Here is a 16,181-nt window from a genome sequence, read left to right as displayed (position 1 = left end):
TGACGGCGAATAGGATGAAAATTTGAGTGACCCCTTACCGAGTATTTTAAATTTAGTAATCATTGGTTTACTTGTATTAATGAATGGTTTCTTTGTGTCGGCGGAATTCGCGATGGTGAAGGTTCGTGGAAGCCGGATTGAGGCTTTGGTGGAAACAGGCAACAAAAATGCCATCTATGCTTCCAATATCGTACGTAATCTGGATGCATATCTATCAGCTTGCCAACTAGGTATAACTTTGGCTTCACTGGGACTCGGGTGGCTGGGAGAACCGGCAATTGCACATCTGTTAGAGCCCATGTTTACCGCATTTGGACTGGGACCAGTCTACGTTCATGGAATCTCTATTGCCATTGCATTTGTGATTATTACGATCTTGCACATTGTACTGGGAGAACTTGCTCCCAAAACGATGGCGATTCGAAAGTCTGAGACGATCACGTTGTGGTCTGCGGCTTTGCTAACGTTTTTCTACAAGTTAATGTATCCATTCATATGGGCACTGAACGGTATGGCTAACGGCTTGTTGAGACTGTTCCGAATAGCACCAGCTTCGGAGATGGACTCGGCACATAGCGAAGATGAAATACGTATTCTGATGAAAGAAAGCAATAAGAGCGGTTTAATTGATAACACTGAATTAGCACTTGTTGATAATATATTTGATTTTACGGATACAACCGCCCGTGAAATTATGATTCCGCGGACGGAAATGATCTGTCTGAATGCCAATGAGTCCATGCTGGAGAATCTGGAGATTGCCAGTGAGAGTATGCGAACAAGGTATCCGGTATATAACGGAGACAAGGATCATATTATCGGCTTTATTCACATTAAGGATCTGATGCGATCCCAACTTACGGATACCATCTCCGTAATCCGGCCCATCCTGGCTGTGCCAGATACCACGCTAATCAGTGATCTGCTCAAACGTATGCAGCGTAGCAAGACACAGATTGCGATTCTGATTGATGAATACGGGGGAACCTCCGGGCTTGTCACACTTGAAGATATCATGGAAGAGATCGTAGGCGAGATTCAGGATGAATTCGACCATGAACGTCCTGTCATTGAACAAGTGGATGAGATGGAATACTCTATTGATGGATTGATGCTGATTGAAGAAGTCAGCGAACGATTCGGACTGGAGATGGATCGTGCCGATTACGATACCATCGGGGGCTGGTTATACTCCAGAGTAGATGCCATTCCACCTGAGGTTGGTCAATCGGTTGAGTATGGGGGTTATGTATTTGTCATTCAAGAGACAGAGCATAAGCGGATTTCCCGAGTAAATGTGATTAAGCTGGAACTATTGGTTGAAGAAGAAGGCGCGTAGCCAGATCGAAATTGTAACAAATGAAGCTGTATGGTGACGTAATGGTCATCGTACAGCTTTTTTTGCATGCTCATGATTCTTTGGGTGCATGAATGACAATATCGGCGTAATGATTCTCCGTGACCAAGCTGTTCTCGATAGAAATTCGCTTATAAGTGACGTAAACATTCTCTCCCGGAGCCAGATCATACTGGATATTTAGCTTTTTTCGAGTGGATTGGGTTGTTGTTGGTGTCTTAATGGTGATGATGGCGTACATAGGCGTATCGACAAAAGTAACCTCGTAAGAATTGTAGTCCCCCACCTTAGTGGTGGATAATACCGGATTTTGCTTATACTGGGTCAGGTGATCATTCACCATGCCAAGTGTTACGGGTAACACATAAAACAGAAGTACCAGAGGCAGAAGGGAGAAAGCAATCCCGAAAACACGTAAAAATTTGACATGGGAAAGGGTTCGTCCGCTCTGCTTGAGTAAAAGAAATGCAAGGACGGGGGACAGTACAAGTCCCCAGATCATAAAGGGCAATACATAGCGGTCAATCCCCATGCTTATCCAGCTTTCTCGAGCTGTAGCCAAGAAATATATTAAGGTCCCTGCGGTAAGCGCACTCACCAAGATAACAAGCCAACGTTTGAACGAGCCGGAAACTTCGATATGTAGTTGATTCGGATTGGAGCTGTGACGATGCCTTCTGGATTTGAATTGAAATTTACTCAAGTTTTACACCTCATTTGCAAATCTTGTTGGTTCATATGGTTTCGTGTATCCATTACCCAATACATACGAGCTGGAATAATTTAGGTTTCAACCATGCTGGAGATGCATGCAATAAAAGACGCTGCCGACAGAAACATCGGAGCGTCTAATTTTTTTTGAAACCTGTCACCCGATCCGTCCGTTTATACCCTTACACAAAATCAAGTATGGAAGCGGAGGATGGATCAATATGCGGAAAATGAAAACAAAGAGTGCAGCATCTATGCTAAAAATAACCCTTGTTGCCTGGTTAATGGTGCCAACAATCCTGGCTATACCTACGTCCGAACCAGCCGTTGCAAGCCCGATGATCAACGTGTCCTCTGGTGCCCTTACACCCCCACCGCCGCCGGAACCATCCATCCATTCGCTTGCTAACACTCGAGAACTTGGACATATCTATCAAGCGGTCGGTGCAGTCATTCCTGGGGGTGGACTATCGGCTATCGTCAATACCAAGACCATGACATATACAGCAATGAAGACACTTTCCGTAGATTATCGACTTGAGCGCTGGACAGGAACAGCATGGGTAACTTTTAAAACCAGTTCCAACAATGCAACGAATACAAACTTACTGAATGCCGCATCGGATTGGACCGTTATGCCAGGATATTATTATCGCGTTACCAGTATTCATACAGCGTATGATGGAAGTACCACGGATACAAGCAAACATGTCTCTGGCACCGTGTTATTTTGATCTTATCGACGGGTGCTGCCTGGAAACTTCTGCTCTTGAAAATCGTTGGCAATAGCAGTCATTTCTTCTTCCGAAAGGGTGCCAAACAGACTCATATTGTTGGAACCCATCATCCACTGAAAGGAGTTATAGGGTGGGCCGATATACATCAGTGCTTCCGAGCCATCCGCCAGCTTTACGGTGCTCATATCACGAAGCATGGCCCCTTCAATTTTCTCCCCAGGCATGACATGGACATAATCAAACTGGATAATCTCATCCTCTATGCTCTTGCCTTCACTCGTATATTGAACTCTCATTTGTGTGGACTCATAATAATCGTCTGGATTCACAGGGTTTTCAGTATCAAGCACAAGTTCGAATTTGACCTTGTTGAATCGCTCGGGAATGGCATTGGATAACAGAAAGTCACCCATGAACCCTTCGCGTGCGATCTCTTCCGTAACAAGTACTGGACGAAACAGATGGCTCGATAACTCATACGAAGGTGTATTAAGAGCTTCTTCTTCTTGTACTTTAAGAATGTCGTCCAAGCTAGTTTCTGGTGGTGGAGGCGTTTTGGCTGTTGACGGATCAGCCCCCAGTTGGGTCGTACGATCCTCAATGATAATGGATTTCATGCCATTGCCCCAATCCTTGATGGATTGCACAAAAGGGGATACCGCTTGCGTACCGGACGGCAGGCTGAAAATAACGGCTCCGATGGTCACGGACGCAGCTACGACGACTGAAAGTCGCAAGGTACGTATTCTTTTTTTACGTAAACCGATTCTGTTAATTTCCCTGTTTACCTTCTGCCAGGATTGCTGCATGGCTTCGGTATGGGAGGCGGAAGGGGCAGAGACGGCCTGATGGAAAGCTTCATCAAAAGCCAGGTCAAACGCAGCGTCGAAATATTCGTCTTCCAGCTCTGAATCGAATTGCTCCACGTTTTTATCGGACTTGCCTTTGCTCAATGCTTCCACCCCATTCCTTATGTAATTTCTTCTTGATACTGCCACGAGCTCTGAACAAACGTTGCTTCACAATGTCTTCGGAGGTATCCAGCAGTTCGGCCATCTCTCGGTAGGAGAGACCTTTTTTCCACCGTAACTCCACCAATACACGATATTCCGGTTTGAGCTGTCTGAGATAATATTCAATGGACTCTTCCATCATCTGCGTTTCTACCATGCTTTCCACGGAAGCTGCCGTCTGATTCATTGTCTCCATATCTATAAAAACACTATCCGTATCCAATTGGTTACGGTTATTTTTATTTTTTCTCAGATAATTAATAGCTGTGTTCCGTGTGACAACCTTGAGCCAGGCTTTCAGTTTGACCTCGTCTTCAAAGATGGGTTTGTTTTTAATGATTTTGATAAAAGCTTCCTGAATAATATCTTCTGCTGCAGCACGCTCCTTGATGATATAAACGATAAGACCATGTACCATATTATAATATTCATAATACACTTCTTCTTGAAGTGCAGAGCCTAAATTATGGAAATCTGAGGCTAGTAATAACTGGAGCCGATTGGCCATGATGTTCTCCTTTCTGGTGAACAGTCCACAAACATTGGTATCATTACATTTTACAACATAATATGGAAACGGTACAATGGGAGGTTGGTCCGGGAAAAACCAGATGAGAGAAGTGTGTATAACATGCGGGAAAGTTTGCTGAAAATTAATAAAAGGCCGTCTCACCAACCATGAATACATGGTTGCAAGACAGCCTATTCGACCGTTCATTGAAAATACCTTACAGGAGATAACTCTCCGTGATCAGTTAGAATGCCCAGTCTCCCTTAAGGAAGATGGCTTCGCGTTCGCCGTTTGCCGTGATACCGTAGATGTCCGTCTCGGGAGAGCCCATCATGAAGTCCACATGGGTGATGCTGGTGTTCATGCCACGGGCTGCAAGCTCTTCAGGAGACATCGTTTTGCCACCTTCGATATTAAATGCATAGGAACTGCCAATCGCAAGATGGCACGACGCATTCTCATCATACAATGTAGTGTAATACAGGATGCCACTCTCAGAGATCGGTGAATGGAAGGGAACCAAAGCGACTTCGCCGAGGTAATGAGATCCTTCATCCATGGAAATGAGTCTTTCCAGCGTATCCTGACCTTCTTCAGCATGAAAATCAATGATACGTCCGTTCTCAAATGTGAGCGAAAAATGATCAATGATACTGCCGCCATAGCTGAGTGGTTTGGTGCTGGACACTTTGCCATTAACGCCATGTTTGGCTGGAGCGGTGAATACTTCCTCTGTCGGGATATTCGCGACAAAAGGGGTGCCTTGCTCATTCACGCTACCTGCCTGCGCCCAGATATGACCTTCTGGAAGCTCGACAGTAAGATCCGTCCCTGGGGAGAGGAAATGTAATGCTTGATACTTCTTGTTGTTCAGGGCAACGGCTTTGGTCTCCAGTCGTTCAATATGCTGTTCCCAAGCCGCTACAGGGTCCTCCAGATCGGCTCTCACCGCAGCAAAAATGGCTTCCCACAACTGGCTAACCTGCTCAGCTGCCGGGAGATCCGGGAATACTTTGGCTGCCCAATCGGGCGAAGGACATGCCACACCCGTCCAGCTCATTTTATCCGCCTGTTGATACTGACGGTACTTGGCCATCGCCTGACCATATGTACGCTGATGGGTGGAAATCCGCTCCGGGTCAATACCTTTCATTAGGTCTGGGCTGGATGACAATACGGTCAGGAAGGCTGCATTATTGGCCGCCAGTTCTTCAAGCTCCGCTGCATGCCATTTCGGCGGCTCTTGGAAGGATTCCTCAGGGGCCATCTCAAACCGCAATCGATTGACGGTTTCATCTCCGTATTTTACAATCACCTGCTTGGCTCCAGCTTCATATCCCTTACGTACCAGCAAACGTACGAATTCAGCGGTATCAATCATCGCAGAGATGACAAATACTTGCCCTGGTTGCACATTAGCACCTACTCTTACAGCAAGTTCAGCGTAACGATCCAGTTTTTGTTCAAAACTTAACATATGAGTTCCCTCCAATTGTTGAATTTTTGACCTGTTGACGCAGGAAAAGAGAGGAGTAATCTCCTCTCTCCTAAATCACATCAAACGGGATTAGAATGCCCAGTTTCCTTGCAGGAAGATCGGCTCTTCCGCGCCTTCGGAGGTCACACCGTGGATGTTCATTTCTCCGGATCCAATCATGAAGTCTACATGAGTGAGGCTGGAGTTCATACCACGTTCAATCAGCTCTTCTTTGGACATCGTTTTACCACCTTCCAGACAGAAGGCATAGGCATTACCAATCGCCAAATGGTTGGAGGCATTTTCATCAAACAAAGTATTGTAGAACAAAATATTGGTATCGGAAATTGGGGACTGATGTGGAACGAGGGCTACTTCACCCAGATAGTGTGCGCCATCATCTATCTCGATCAGGTTTTTGAGTGCATCGAGACCTTGATCGGCGGTATAGTCAACAATTCGGCCGTTCTCGAATGTTAGTGAGAAACCGTCAATCAGGTTGCCGCCGTAGCTCAGTGGTTTCGTGCTTCGCACTGTACCGTTAACACCCGTTTTCAGCGGAGCCGTGAATACTTCTTCCGTAGGCATATTGGCAATAAAGACATGTCCTTGCTCATTCACACTTCCACCGGATACCCAGATATGGCCTTCTGGAAGTTCAATGGTCAAGTCTGTGCCTGGAGCTGTATAGTGAAGCTTCTTGTATTTTTTGTTGTTCAACAGATCAGCGCGGGAATCCAGGTTTTGCAAATGGGTTTTCCATTCGGCAACAGCATCCTGCTCACCGATCCGTACCGTTTTGAAAATGACATCCCACAGGCGGTCCACTTGTTGCGCTTCTGGAAGATCCGGGAACACTTTAGCTGCCCATTCCGGAGAAGGAACGGCCACGATAGACCAGCTGAATTTGTCAGCCATCTGATAAGAGCGATATTTTTCGAGCGCTTTGCCGCGCACTTTTTGGCTGGTAATAATGCGTTCCTGCGCTACACCGTTCAGCAGATCCGGATTTTCAGCGATGACGTGCAGAATAGCGGCACCTTCTTCAACCAGTTCAGTCATTTCAGCTGCAAACCATTTCGGTTCAATGGAGAAGGCTTCATCAGGTGCAAGATCGTAATGTAGACGTGTAACGGTTTCATCGCTCCAGTTTACTTTGACCAATTTCGCACCTTTACCGTAGGCTGCTTTGACAATCAGTCGTACAAAATGTGCTGCCGAGATTGGAGCGTTAACCACGAGCGTTTGTCCAGGATGGACATTGACACCGACTTGTACAGCCAGTTCAGCATATTGCTGCAGATTCGTTTCAAAAGTATTCATGCTATTTTTTCCTCCAATGTGATAATAATATCGTAGCTTGTTGGCTATTATAGTCCTCATTACAACTATGTAAGGACTCAGAATGGTTCCTTCATTGAATAAGGTATACGTTGCTACGTTATATATTGTACAATTAACCAATAATAATTACCAAACTAGGTTTACCAGAAATGTTGGAGACCGACTGTAGATGAAAGATTAAAGGAGAGAATGATTGTGAATATTGAAATTATAAGTACTGAAATGCGCCGTGAAGGTGAAAAAGGATACGTGGGAAATACCGTTTACCGCACAGAAGGCCAAAAGTCAGTATATGAGATTACCTTCATGAGCAAGAACGGAAAAGACTGGGACTATAGCTTGCATTTCACGGAGCAATCCGGTGATGAAGAAGAGTTACTGCGTATGGACGAGTTGCTTGAGAATGATGACGATCTGTATAATCAATTGCTCGATGCTGCTTTGGAGGCATTTCCGGCATAACTGGCCGAGATGTTCTTGTTCTATTGTGTTGTGTCGATGACTATACTAGACGGTGTATGCCCAAAACAGGGTGTATACCGTCTATTTTATTGGAAATGTTGAATAGATGATCCAGAAAAGGGAAGTCTACGAGATGAATGGAACCAGAGAGACAATCCGCCTAATGGGAGGTAACCGTGAATGGCATCTGACAATCTGATTACAGAAGGGTTGACGGGACTTGAAGAAGTCGCGCCCGATATTCTCAGTCTACGTACACTATTCGTTAATGTCGTGTTCATCGGAGAGCCAGGAAGCAGGAACTGGGTCCTCGTGGACACTGGAATGGCGAGGTTCACAGATCATATTGTTCAGGTTGCAACAGAACGATTTCAAGGTCCGCCGTCTGCGATCATATTGACGCATGGTCACTTCGACCATGTAGGAACCGTTATTGAACTGGAACAATTCTGGGGTGTGCCAGTGTATGCTCATCCGCTTGAAATTCCGTATTTAACGGGATTAAAAGATTACCCGCCAGCGGACCCTTCTGTAGGTGGAGGTCTAATGTCCAGGTTGTCATTCGCTTATCCTAATGAGGCAATCAATCTGGATGATCGGATATTCAGTTTACCCAAAGATCATTCCGTTCCAGGTCTATCAGGATGGGAGTGGGTGCACACGCCAGGTCATACGCCTGGACATGTGTCGCTGTTTCGGGAAGCAGACCGTTTGTTAATTGCGGGAGATGCAATCATCACAGTGAAGCAGGAGTCGCTGTGGAGTGTGTTGCTTCAGGACAAACAGTTGCATGGCCCGCCTTCCTATTTTACAACCGATTGGCAGGCTGCTCATCAATCTGTCCAGCATATAAGGCATCTGGAGCCGAAACTTGCGATTACCGGGCATGGGCATGCCTTGAGCGGAGATATGCTGAGTGAATCCTTGAAGCGGCTTGACCTGGACTTTGAAGAGAGCACTGTGCCGGATCACGGCAAATATGTGGATTAATTGAACCATCATATGAAAGACAGCAGAGACAGCCGTAACGTATTGCAGCTGTCTTTTTCCTGTCTTTTTTGTTTTTCTATTATGAATTTGTTCTCTATCATAGATTGGTATTTTGCGCTCGGGCATGATATAGTCGAGCCGTATAATATAACCTTAGTATGCAGGAGGTACATATAACGATGACACAGCAAAATGCAGCATTTGAAGAACAATTTGGAGGGATTCCGGCCGTTTGGCTTCGTTTTAATCAGTTTGAAGCGGCAGTTATTCCAAGCGTAGGTGCGAACCTCGTTGCTTTCCGTGATACAGAAAAGGGTTTTCGTTACTTGAGAGAACCGAATCAGGATCAGATGGATGAGTTTATGGCTGCACCTGCGGTCTATGGAATTCCGATTCTTTCTCCACCAAACCGTTATGAGGATGGACGTTTCCCGTGGAATGGTAAAGTTTATCAGTTGCCTGTGAACGAACCGGCTACAGGTAACCATTTGCATGGATTTTTGCATGATGCCGAGTGGAAGGTTGAGGGATACGGTTCTGATCAGCTGGAGAGTTATGTGTTGCTTAGCCAGGACGTGAAAGAAGGGCATACATTCCATCAGTACCTGCCGTTTACGTTCACGGTGACGCTTCGTTACTCTTTGAGCAGCCAAGGACTTCAGCAGCAATTAATCGTCCGCAACAACGGGACTGAATATATGCCGAATTTGTTTGCATTCCACACGGCGATTGCTGTACCTTTTGCACCGGACAGTCAGGCCTCGGATTACACGGCCAAAGTTACGATTGGACAACGTCGTGAATTGAATGAGCGTTCTCTGCCAACAGGACAATTTCAACCGCTTACACCTGAGGAAGAACAATTGAAGAAAGACGGGGTTAGTCCGTTCTTTGCTGCCATGGATAATCATTACACTGCGGAGCCGCAGAATGGACGTAACTATATGGAACTTACGGATCACCGTACTGGAGACAAACTGGTATACGATGTGGGTACCTCCTACAAGCACTGGATGATCTGGAACAATAACATGGGTGGCGAATTCTTCTGTCCTGAACCACAGATGAACCTGGTTAACGCTCCTAATGTTGAAGGCATACCTGCAGAAGAAATCGGATTGATCGGTTTGGAACCAGGTGAACTATTCGAACAGAGCAGCCGACTGTATCCAATTGCGTCACAAAAATAATTCACGCTCATTTTGCGCTACGCTTACAATTTTGTCGAAAAGGTGAAAACCTGCTCGCAAATCATGTATAATATGACGAGATACACAAGCTTTGTAGAGACCCAAACCATCTTTTTGGAGGAGGACAAGCAAGTGGAATACCGCATTGAGAGAGATACGTTAGGCGAAATGAAAGTACCAGCCGACAGGCTGTGGGGAGCTCAGACGCAGCGCAGCAAGGAGAACTTCCCGATTGGCAGTGAACATATGCCGATGGAAGTTATCCGTGCTCTTGCCATTTTGAAAAAAAGTGCTGCGGCTAGTAACCATAAATTAGGTAAATTATCTGCGGCTAAGTCCGATGCTATTGCTTATGCAGCAGACGAGATTATTGCAGGCCGAATTGATGACCATTTCCCACTGGTAGTATGGCAGACGGGAAGCGGAACACAATCCAATATGAACGTGAACGAAGTGATTGCCAATCTGGGGAACCAACTGCTGGAGCAAAAGGGCAAGGAAGAGCGTCTGCATCCAAATGATGACGTGAACATGTCCCAGAGCTCCAACGATACATTCCCAACGGCTCTGCATGTCGCAGGTGTTCTGGCTGTTGAGGATCAACTCTTGCCAGCAATCGCGGTATTGAAAGCCACTTTTGCAGACAAGTCGGATGCATTCAAGGATATTATCAAGATTGGACGTACCCACCTCCAGGATGCAACACCAATTACGCTTGGCCAGGAGATCAGTGGTTGGGAAGCCATGCTGGGCAAGAGTGAGCGTATGATCCGTGAAAGTGTACAGTACCTGAAGGAGCTTGCAATCGGCGGTACAGCTGTCGGAACGGGCATTAATGCGCATCCGGACTTTGGGGACTTCACTGCCAAGGAGATTGGCAAACATACGGGGAAAGATTTTGTATCTGCACCAAACAAATTCCACGCACTTACAAGTCATGATGAAGTTGTATATGCGCACGGTGCGGTTAAAGCGCTTGCAGCTGATTTGATGAAAATTGCCAATGATGTCCGCTGGTTGGCCAGTGGCCCTCGTAGTGGATTGGGCGAAATCCGTATTCCTGAGAATGAGCCAGGCAGCTCCATTATGCCGGGTAAAGTCAATCCAACTCAGAGCGAGGCCATTACTATGGTGGTTACGCAGGTCATGGGTAATGATGCAGCGATTGGTTTCGCGGCAAGTCAGGGTAATTTTGAACTGAATGTATTCAAACCGGTTATCATCTATAACTTCTTGCAATCCGTGCAACTCCTGGCGGACTCCATTATTGCGTTTAATGACAAGTGTGCCGTGGGCATTGAGCCTAATCTGGATCAGATTGAACATAATCTGAACAATTCGCTTATGCTGGTTACAGCGCTCAACCCGCATATTGGTTATGAGAATGCAGCCAAAATCGCGAAACTTGCACATAAAGAAGGTTTGTCCTTGAAACAGGCGACGTTACAAACGGGCCTGCTTACCGAAGAGCAATTTGATCAATATGTCGATCCAGCCAAAATGATCGCTCCAAAGGCCTAAAATCAGCCAAAATGAGCAATATAGATCACTGAAGAGGACGACCTGCACAAGCAGGTCGTTTTTCTTATGATTATCGATGAACTTAAAGCTTGTCAGACTATACGTATACATATAAACTACATATGCACCAGTTTTAATTTAATTATGGGATTCGTATATATTTGGAGGTTTCCGCGTTGTCAAAAACGAGAAGATTTACGATACGCTCCAAAATTTTATTGGGCTATCTTGTGGTTGTGCTTTTGTTTGGAGCTGTTCTGTTAGTGCTTACGGCCCAAATTAACGTGTTACAGAAGGAAAATGATTTTATCTCCCATCATGATCTGGAAGTACATAATCTGACTAACGCGATTGAAAAAAATGTCTTGAACATGGAGACAGGACAGCGTGGATTCATGATTACAGGCAATGAAAGTTACCTAGAGCCTTATTCCCAAGGCCTCTCCCAGTGGAGTTCCAACTATGATCAGTTGAATGCTCTCATTAGCGATAATCCTTCACAGCAGCAGAGTCTGCAAAGCATTAAAGCTCATATTACACGCTGGATTGAGATTGCTGGGGAGCCGTCGGTGGACTTGAAAAAGCAAGGGGATCAAGCGAAAGTTGTTGCATTCTTCGAATCTGATCCGGGTAAAACTGAAATTGATCTACTGCGCTCTCAACTTACAACCTTCCGTAATACAGAGATCGCTCTGACCGAGGCGAGGGTGACTGAACTTGCCAGACGCAGCTCCACACTGCTGACGATTATGTACACGCTGTGGGGTATTATTGCAGCATTATCCATTGTAGCCGCGATTGTGATATCCGGAAATATCGTCAAAACGTTGCGAGATGTTATGCAGACCATCAGTGATATCTCCAAAGGTGGAAACCTGAAGCAACGAATTCAGGTGCGGACACATGATGAAGTGGGGGATCTGGGCCACGAAACCAACAAATTACTGGATGAAGTACAGGAACAGAATCGGGTCAAGGATCAGATCACAGGCATTGCCACACTCTTACAGAACCCGACCAACCTGGAAGGATTGTCCCGCTTGTTCCTGAACGAGCTAGCCATGTTGTTTGAAGTTCCCTATAGCGTCTTATATTACTGGAAAGACAATCGACTGCTGCGCTTGGCTGCATATGCTGGGGATGGAGAGAAAGAACGTTCGCTCGGTAAAGTGTCGCTTGCTCCGGGTGAGGGGCTTGTAGGTCAAAGTGCTGTGGAGAAGCGAGTTCTACGCATGAATGATCTGCCCCAGAACTATATCCGAATCTCTTCGGGTCTTGGGTATACATCTGCCACATCACTTACTGTAGTACCGGTCCTCTTCGAAGGCAGAACGATTGCGGTAATCGAGCTCGCTTCAATGAAGCCGTTGCAAGAGAATGATATGAAGCTGATGCAAGAACTGACGGATATTTTTGGTGTTTCACTACACTCGACCGTCACTCGCATGGAGTTACAGCAATTATATGATGAGTCACAAGTTCTGAATGAAGAATTACAGGCACAATCAGAGAAACTTCAGGCTCAGACCGAAGAAATGTTGTCTCAGACGGAGGAATTGCAAATGCAGACCGAAGAACTTCATATGCTGAACGATCGTCTGGAAGTACAGAAGAGTGCTGCAGAGACATCAGCCAATGAACTTTCGGTTGTGGCGGATCAGTTACGCACGAGCTCGGGGTACAAATCCGAATTCTTGGCGAACATGTCCCATGAACTGCGGACACCGCTCAACAGCATGTTGATTTTATCTGAGATATTGTCTGAAAATAAAAATCAACACTTGAATAGTGAAGAGCAGAACTATGCTTCAGTCATTCACAAATCAGGAAAAGACCTGCTGAATCTGATCAATGATATTCTGGATCTATCCAAGGTGGAAGCCGGACAGATGGAAGTGGATTTCGATGATGTCTATCTGGGTAGTATTCCTGAAGTTATGAACCAGTATTTCCTGAAAACAGCGGAACAGAAAAAAATAGATTTCCGGATTCAGCTCCAAAGTCCTTTACCGGAAACGATCGTGACGGATGAGATGAGATTGCATCAGATTCTCCGAAATCTGCTCTCGAACGCATTCAAGTTCACCAGTGAGGGTGAAGTTGCCTTAACCATCTCCAAAATGAGTCTGGCTCATCCTGAATTGAAAGATCAAGAGACCGACGTGATTGCTTTTTCCGTCAGTGATACAGGGATCGGAATTGCGGATAACAAACTCGTGCAGATCTTCGATGCTTTCAAACAGGCGGATGGAGCTACAGCACGTAAATACGGGGGGACCGGACTTGGCCTGTCCATCTCTCAATCGCTTGCGAATTTGCTGGGTGGTTCAATCTCGGCTACAAGTCGTGAGGGGCATGGCAGTGTGTTCACGCTGTTCCTGCCACTGCGAAGAGATGAACCTGAGACTATGAATGCATCGCGGTTGTTCCTGAATGAGGTGGCTACCACTACACCTGAGGTCAATAAGCTTCCTTCAATAACTTCCGGACAATCTGATGTTTTATTGACACCTCTGGAAGAAGCGTTGCTCAGCGGACGCCAAGTGCTTGTCGTTGATGATGATATTCGAAATGTATATGCGCTGGCTAACGCTCTTGAGCAATACGGCATGAATGTTATTTCAGCGCAGAACGGATACGAGTGTCTGGAATTGTTGGAGCGTGGAGGAGTCAAGCCTGATATCATCATGATGGATATTATGATGCCGGAACTGGATGGTTATGAGACAACTCGCCAGATCCGTGAACGACTTGGTATGACTCAGCTTCCCATTATTGCACTGACAGCCAAGGCCATGAAAGAGGATCGGGAGAAATGTATTGCAGCAGGTGCTTCGGACTATCTCAGCAAACCACTGAATATCAAAGATGTATTATCCCGTATGAAATTATGGATGAATCACGAAACCATGGAAATCTGATCTAAAAACCTATGCCCATTACAGGAAAGTGCGCTGTAATTAGGTCATAGGTTTTATTTTTTTGCCGTGTAAGCTTTATTCGGAAAAATGATGTTATAATACTTAACAACAAATAAAAGTTGAACGCATGAATATGGATTTAATTAGAAAAATAATGCGAAATTCAGTTTCATTAACCAGAATGACATAATATTGTGTTATATATATGGGAGGTAGTGTCCATGCAACTTACGGTTAAAGAGGCTTTACAGGTATACCCGTTGTCAGAGGCTAAACTGGTTGCGGGTGGAGAAGGGACTTCACGGATGATGAAATCCGTTAACGTCATGGACGCTCCTGATATCGCGGATTGGATCAAATCCGGAGAAATGTTGTTCACCACCGCTTTTATTATGAAAGACAGTGAGACGGATGCACTACGTTTGATGCGACGTTTGAATGAACGCGGCTGCGCAGGACTCGGCATCAAGCTGGGGCGTTTCTGGCAGTCCATTCCCCAAGGTATTGTCGAGGAAGCTGATCGGCTTCGTTTGCCACTGCTTGAGCTCCCCTTTCAATTCACCTTCTCGGACCAGATGAATGCCTTGTTCAAGGCTGAACATGAACGCAGTAACCGATTACTGCATGAGGTTGTGCAGAAACAGAAGAAATTAATGCAGTTTGCGCTGCAACAGCAGCCGCATCGGAATGTGTTCGCGGAACTAGCCACGGTACTGAACTATCCGCTTGCCGTCATTGGTTCTCGTGGGCATGTGCTATATGGCAGTGAAGGCATTGCAGGAGATGCGGTAACCCAAGGCTGGCCTTGGAAATCCGTCATGCACCGAGTGAAATGGAATCAGGGAAGTTGTCATCGAGTACCCATCAAGCAAAATGATGAAGAATACGGATCGTTGCTTGTGTTTACGGATTCAGCCCTATCCCTTCGAGCGGAGGAAGAGCTGTTCCAGCAGGCTGCCGATGTACTAGCATTTTATATGGATATGACTTACCGTGAGCATATTAATCCGACCGTGCAAGATGAGATGCGTACACTGCTTTCACAGTATTTGGATAACAAAATGACTGTTCAGGAATTGACCACCATGAGTGAGAACAAAGGTGTACATCTGTTCCAGGGAACCTATCAGTGCGTATTGATTACACTTGAGCCGACTCTGTTTGCCGAGGGAAAGCTGCTTAAACAGATTCATCGTGAATTACAATACAATCCGCTGATGCAATTCACGGCCTCACAGCATTTTCAGATCGAAGATGGCATTCTGTCCATCTACACCTGTCCAACAGGGCGAGATTATGGAGAAGAGCTGTCAAGTTTTCTCTTGAGCCGTTTCGGTGATGTTCTGGCAGCGCAAGAAGCAAAAGGAGCACCGGCTCCGCGTTTCTGGATCAGCAAAATGAAACATGAGCCCAAATCGCTCCGTGAAGCATACCAGGAGTGTCTGGATACTCGACAACTGGCTCGTCGATTTGGCATGAAAGACCGTGCGTTGCAATTTGAAATGCTCGAATTTGCTTACGTTTTTCAACACGTACCGGATAACATCATGGAGAACTACTGCAATAAAGTACTCGAACCACTACTTGCCAGGGATGGTGATCCCAATCAGGTGCTGATGAATACATTGGAGTCCTTTATCGAGAATGACGGACTGATCAATGAAGCTGCCAAGCAACTGTTTGTGCATCGCAACACGGTCACTTATCGTATGGAGAAAGTTGGCAGCTTGTTGCAAATGGACTTTAAGAAAACGAATGATCTGCTTAAATTAAAGCTGGTATTTACCTTCCGCAAGTTCGTGCGGGACAAAGCAGTTGCAAGACCGCACAATGTCCAACTCTAGACCGCACATTGTGCAACATGACAATGCTACCGGGTTAGACCCCCAAGAACCGCATTCCGTTGATGGAGTGCGGTTTTTTCATGTTTAAGGGTAACTAAAGCTG

The 16,181-nt window shown here is 45.8% G+C and carries 13 protein-coding genes; 8 read left to right on the top strand and 5 right to left on the bottom strand.

The genetic code is table 11. From position 1 onward, the window contains the following. The first annotated feature begins 22 nt into the window (after positions 1-22). Positions 23-1,339 (top strand): hemolysin family protein, encoded by a 1,317-nt coding sequence (locus tag MKY95_RS18020; RefSeq protein WP_339193671.1) that lies wholly within the window; start codon positions 23-25, stop codon positions 1,337-1,339. 70 nt (positions 1,340-1,409) lie between these two features. On the opposite strand, the gene MKY95_RS18015 is transcribed toward MKY95_RS18020, so the two are convergent. Continuing rightward, positions 1,410-2,060, bottom strand: coding sequence for a hypothetical protein (locus MKY95_RS18015; protein ID WP_339193669.1), 651 nt, complete (start codon positions 2,058-2,060; stop codon positions 1,410-1,412). Positions 2,061-2,289: 229 nt separating this feature from the next. Between MKY95_RS18015 and MKY95_RS18010 the strand changes: the two genes are divergently transcribed. Beyond that, positions 2,290-2,802: a hypothetical protein gene (locus MKY95_RS18010; RefSeq protein WP_339193668.1), complete on the top strand. Its 513-nt coding sequence runs from the start codon at positions 2,290-2,292 to the stop codon at positions 2,800-2,802. 2 nt (positions 2,803-2,804) lie between these two features. Here MKY95_RS18010 and MKY95_RS18005 read toward each other — a convergent pair whose 3' ends face one another. From MKY95_RS18005 to MKY95_RS17990, 4 genes are all read right to left on the bottom strand, one after another. Then, complete coding sequence (locus tag MKY95_RS18005; RefSeq protein WP_339193667.1) at positions 2,805-3,758, bottom strand: hypothetical protein; 954 nt, start codon at positions 3,756-3,758, stop codon at positions 2,805-2,807. After that, a complete protein-coding gene (locus tag MKY95_RS18000; RefSeq protein ID WP_017688141.1) occupies positions 3,736-4,326 on the bottom strand; it encodes a sigma-70 family RNA polymerase sigma factor in 591 nt (196 codons plus the stop codon). Before MKY95_RS18000 ends, MKY95_RS18005 begins: the two co-directional genes overlap by 23 nt. A 247-nt stretch (positions 4,327-4,573) precedes the next feature. Then, positions 4,574-5,806 carry an aminopeptidase gene (locus MKY95_RS17995; RefSeq protein ID WP_127550689.1) on the bottom strand — a complete coding sequence of 411 codons (1,233 nt, stop codon included), beginning with the start codon at positions 5,804-5,806 and terminating at the stop codon, positions 4,574-4,576. Positions 5,807-5,896: 90 nt separating this feature from the next. Beyond that, positions 5,897-7,129 (bottom strand): aminopeptidase, encoded by a 1,233-nt coding sequence (locus MKY95_RS17990; protein ID WP_036613753.1) that lies wholly within the window; start codon positions 7,127-7,129, stop codon positions 5,897-5,899. 216 nt (positions 7,130-7,345) lie between these two features. On the opposite strand from MKY95_RS17990, the gene MKY95_RS17985 reads away from it, so the two are divergent. The 6 genes from MKY95_RS17985 (at position 7,346) to MKY95_RS17960 (ending at position 16,078) form a co-directional block, all read left to right on the top strand. Then, entirely contained in the window at positions 7,346-7,612 is a 267-nt protein-coding gene (locus MKY95_RS17985; protein WP_083669612.1) for a hypothetical protein, read from the top strand. A 180-nt stretch (positions 7,613-7,792) separates the two neighbouring features. Next, complete coding sequence (locus MKY95_RS17980; protein ID WP_036673769.1) at positions 7,793-8,602, top strand: MBL fold metallo-hydrolase; 810 nt, start codon at positions 7,793-7,795, stop codon at positions 8,600-8,602. A 179-nt stretch (positions 8,603-8,781) separates the two neighbouring features. After that, positions 8,782-9,792 carry an aldose 1-epimerase gene (locus tag MKY95_RS17975; RefSeq protein WP_047843331.1) on the top strand — a complete coding sequence of 337 codons (1,011 nt, stop codon included), beginning with the start codon at positions 8,782-8,784 and terminating at the stop codon, positions 9,790-9,792. Positions 9,793-9,924: 132 nt separating this feature from the next. Next, complete coding sequence (gene fumC / locus MKY95_RS17970; protein ID WP_076250332.1) at positions 9,925-11,313, top strand: class II fumarate hydratase; 1,389 nt, start codon at positions 9,925-9,927, stop codon at positions 11,311-11,313. A 176-nt stretch (positions 11,314-11,489) separates the two neighbouring features. Next, positions 11,490-14,234 carry a CHASE3 domain-containing protein gene (locus MKY95_RS17965; protein ID WP_076328572.1) on the top strand — a complete coding sequence of 915 codons (2,745 nt, stop codon included), beginning with the start codon at positions 11,490-11,492 and terminating at the stop codon, positions 14,232-14,234. 221 nt (positions 14,235-14,455) lie between these two features. Further along, entirely contained in the window at positions 14,456-16,078 is a 1,623-nt protein-coding gene (locus MKY95_RS17960; RefSeq protein WP_076328573.1) for a PucR family transcriptional regulator, read from the top strand. Positions 16,079-16,181 lie beyond the last annotated feature (103 nt).

Source organism: Paenibacillus sp. FSL P4-0176 (assembly GCF_037975265.1).
Lineage (GTDB): Bacteria > Bacillota > Bacilli > Paenibacillales > Paenibacillaceae > Paenibacillus > Paenibacillus amylolyticus.
The sequence above is the reverse complement of the archived record's forward strand: the minus strand, read 5'-3'. Positions and strand labels throughout refer to the sequence as shown.

Excerpts from the sequence above, each read along its gene's own strand:
- MKY95_RS17960 (WP_076328573.1), top strand. The coding sequence starts at position 14,456 with ATGCAACTTACGGTTAAAGAGGCTTTACAGGTATACCCGTTGTCAGAG.
- MKY95_RS17980 (WP_036673769.1), top strand. The coding sequence starts at position 7,793 with ATGGCATCTGACAATCTGATTACAGAAGGGTTGACGGGACTTGAAGAA.
- MKY95_RS17995 (WP_127550689.1), bottom strand. The coding sequence starts at position 5,806 with ATGTTAAGTTTTGAACAAAAACTGGATCGTTACGCTGAACTTGCTGTA.
- MKY95_RS17975 (WP_047843331.1), top strand. The coding sequence starts at position 8,782 with ATGACACAGCAAAATGCAGCATTTGAAGAACAATTTGGAGGGATTCCG.
- MKY95_RS17990 (WP_036613753.1), bottom strand. The coding sequence starts at position 7,129 with ATGAATACTTTTGAAACGAATCTGCAGCAATATGCTGAACTGGCTGTA.
- MKY95_RS18000 (WP_017688141.1), bottom strand. The coding sequence starts at position 4,326 with ATGGCCAATCGGCTCCAGTTATTACTAGCCTCAGATTTCCATAATTTA.
- MKY95_RS18010 (WP_339193668.1), top strand. The coding sequence starts at position 2,290 with ATGCGGAAAATGAAAACAAAGAGTGCAGCATCTATGCTAAAAATAACC.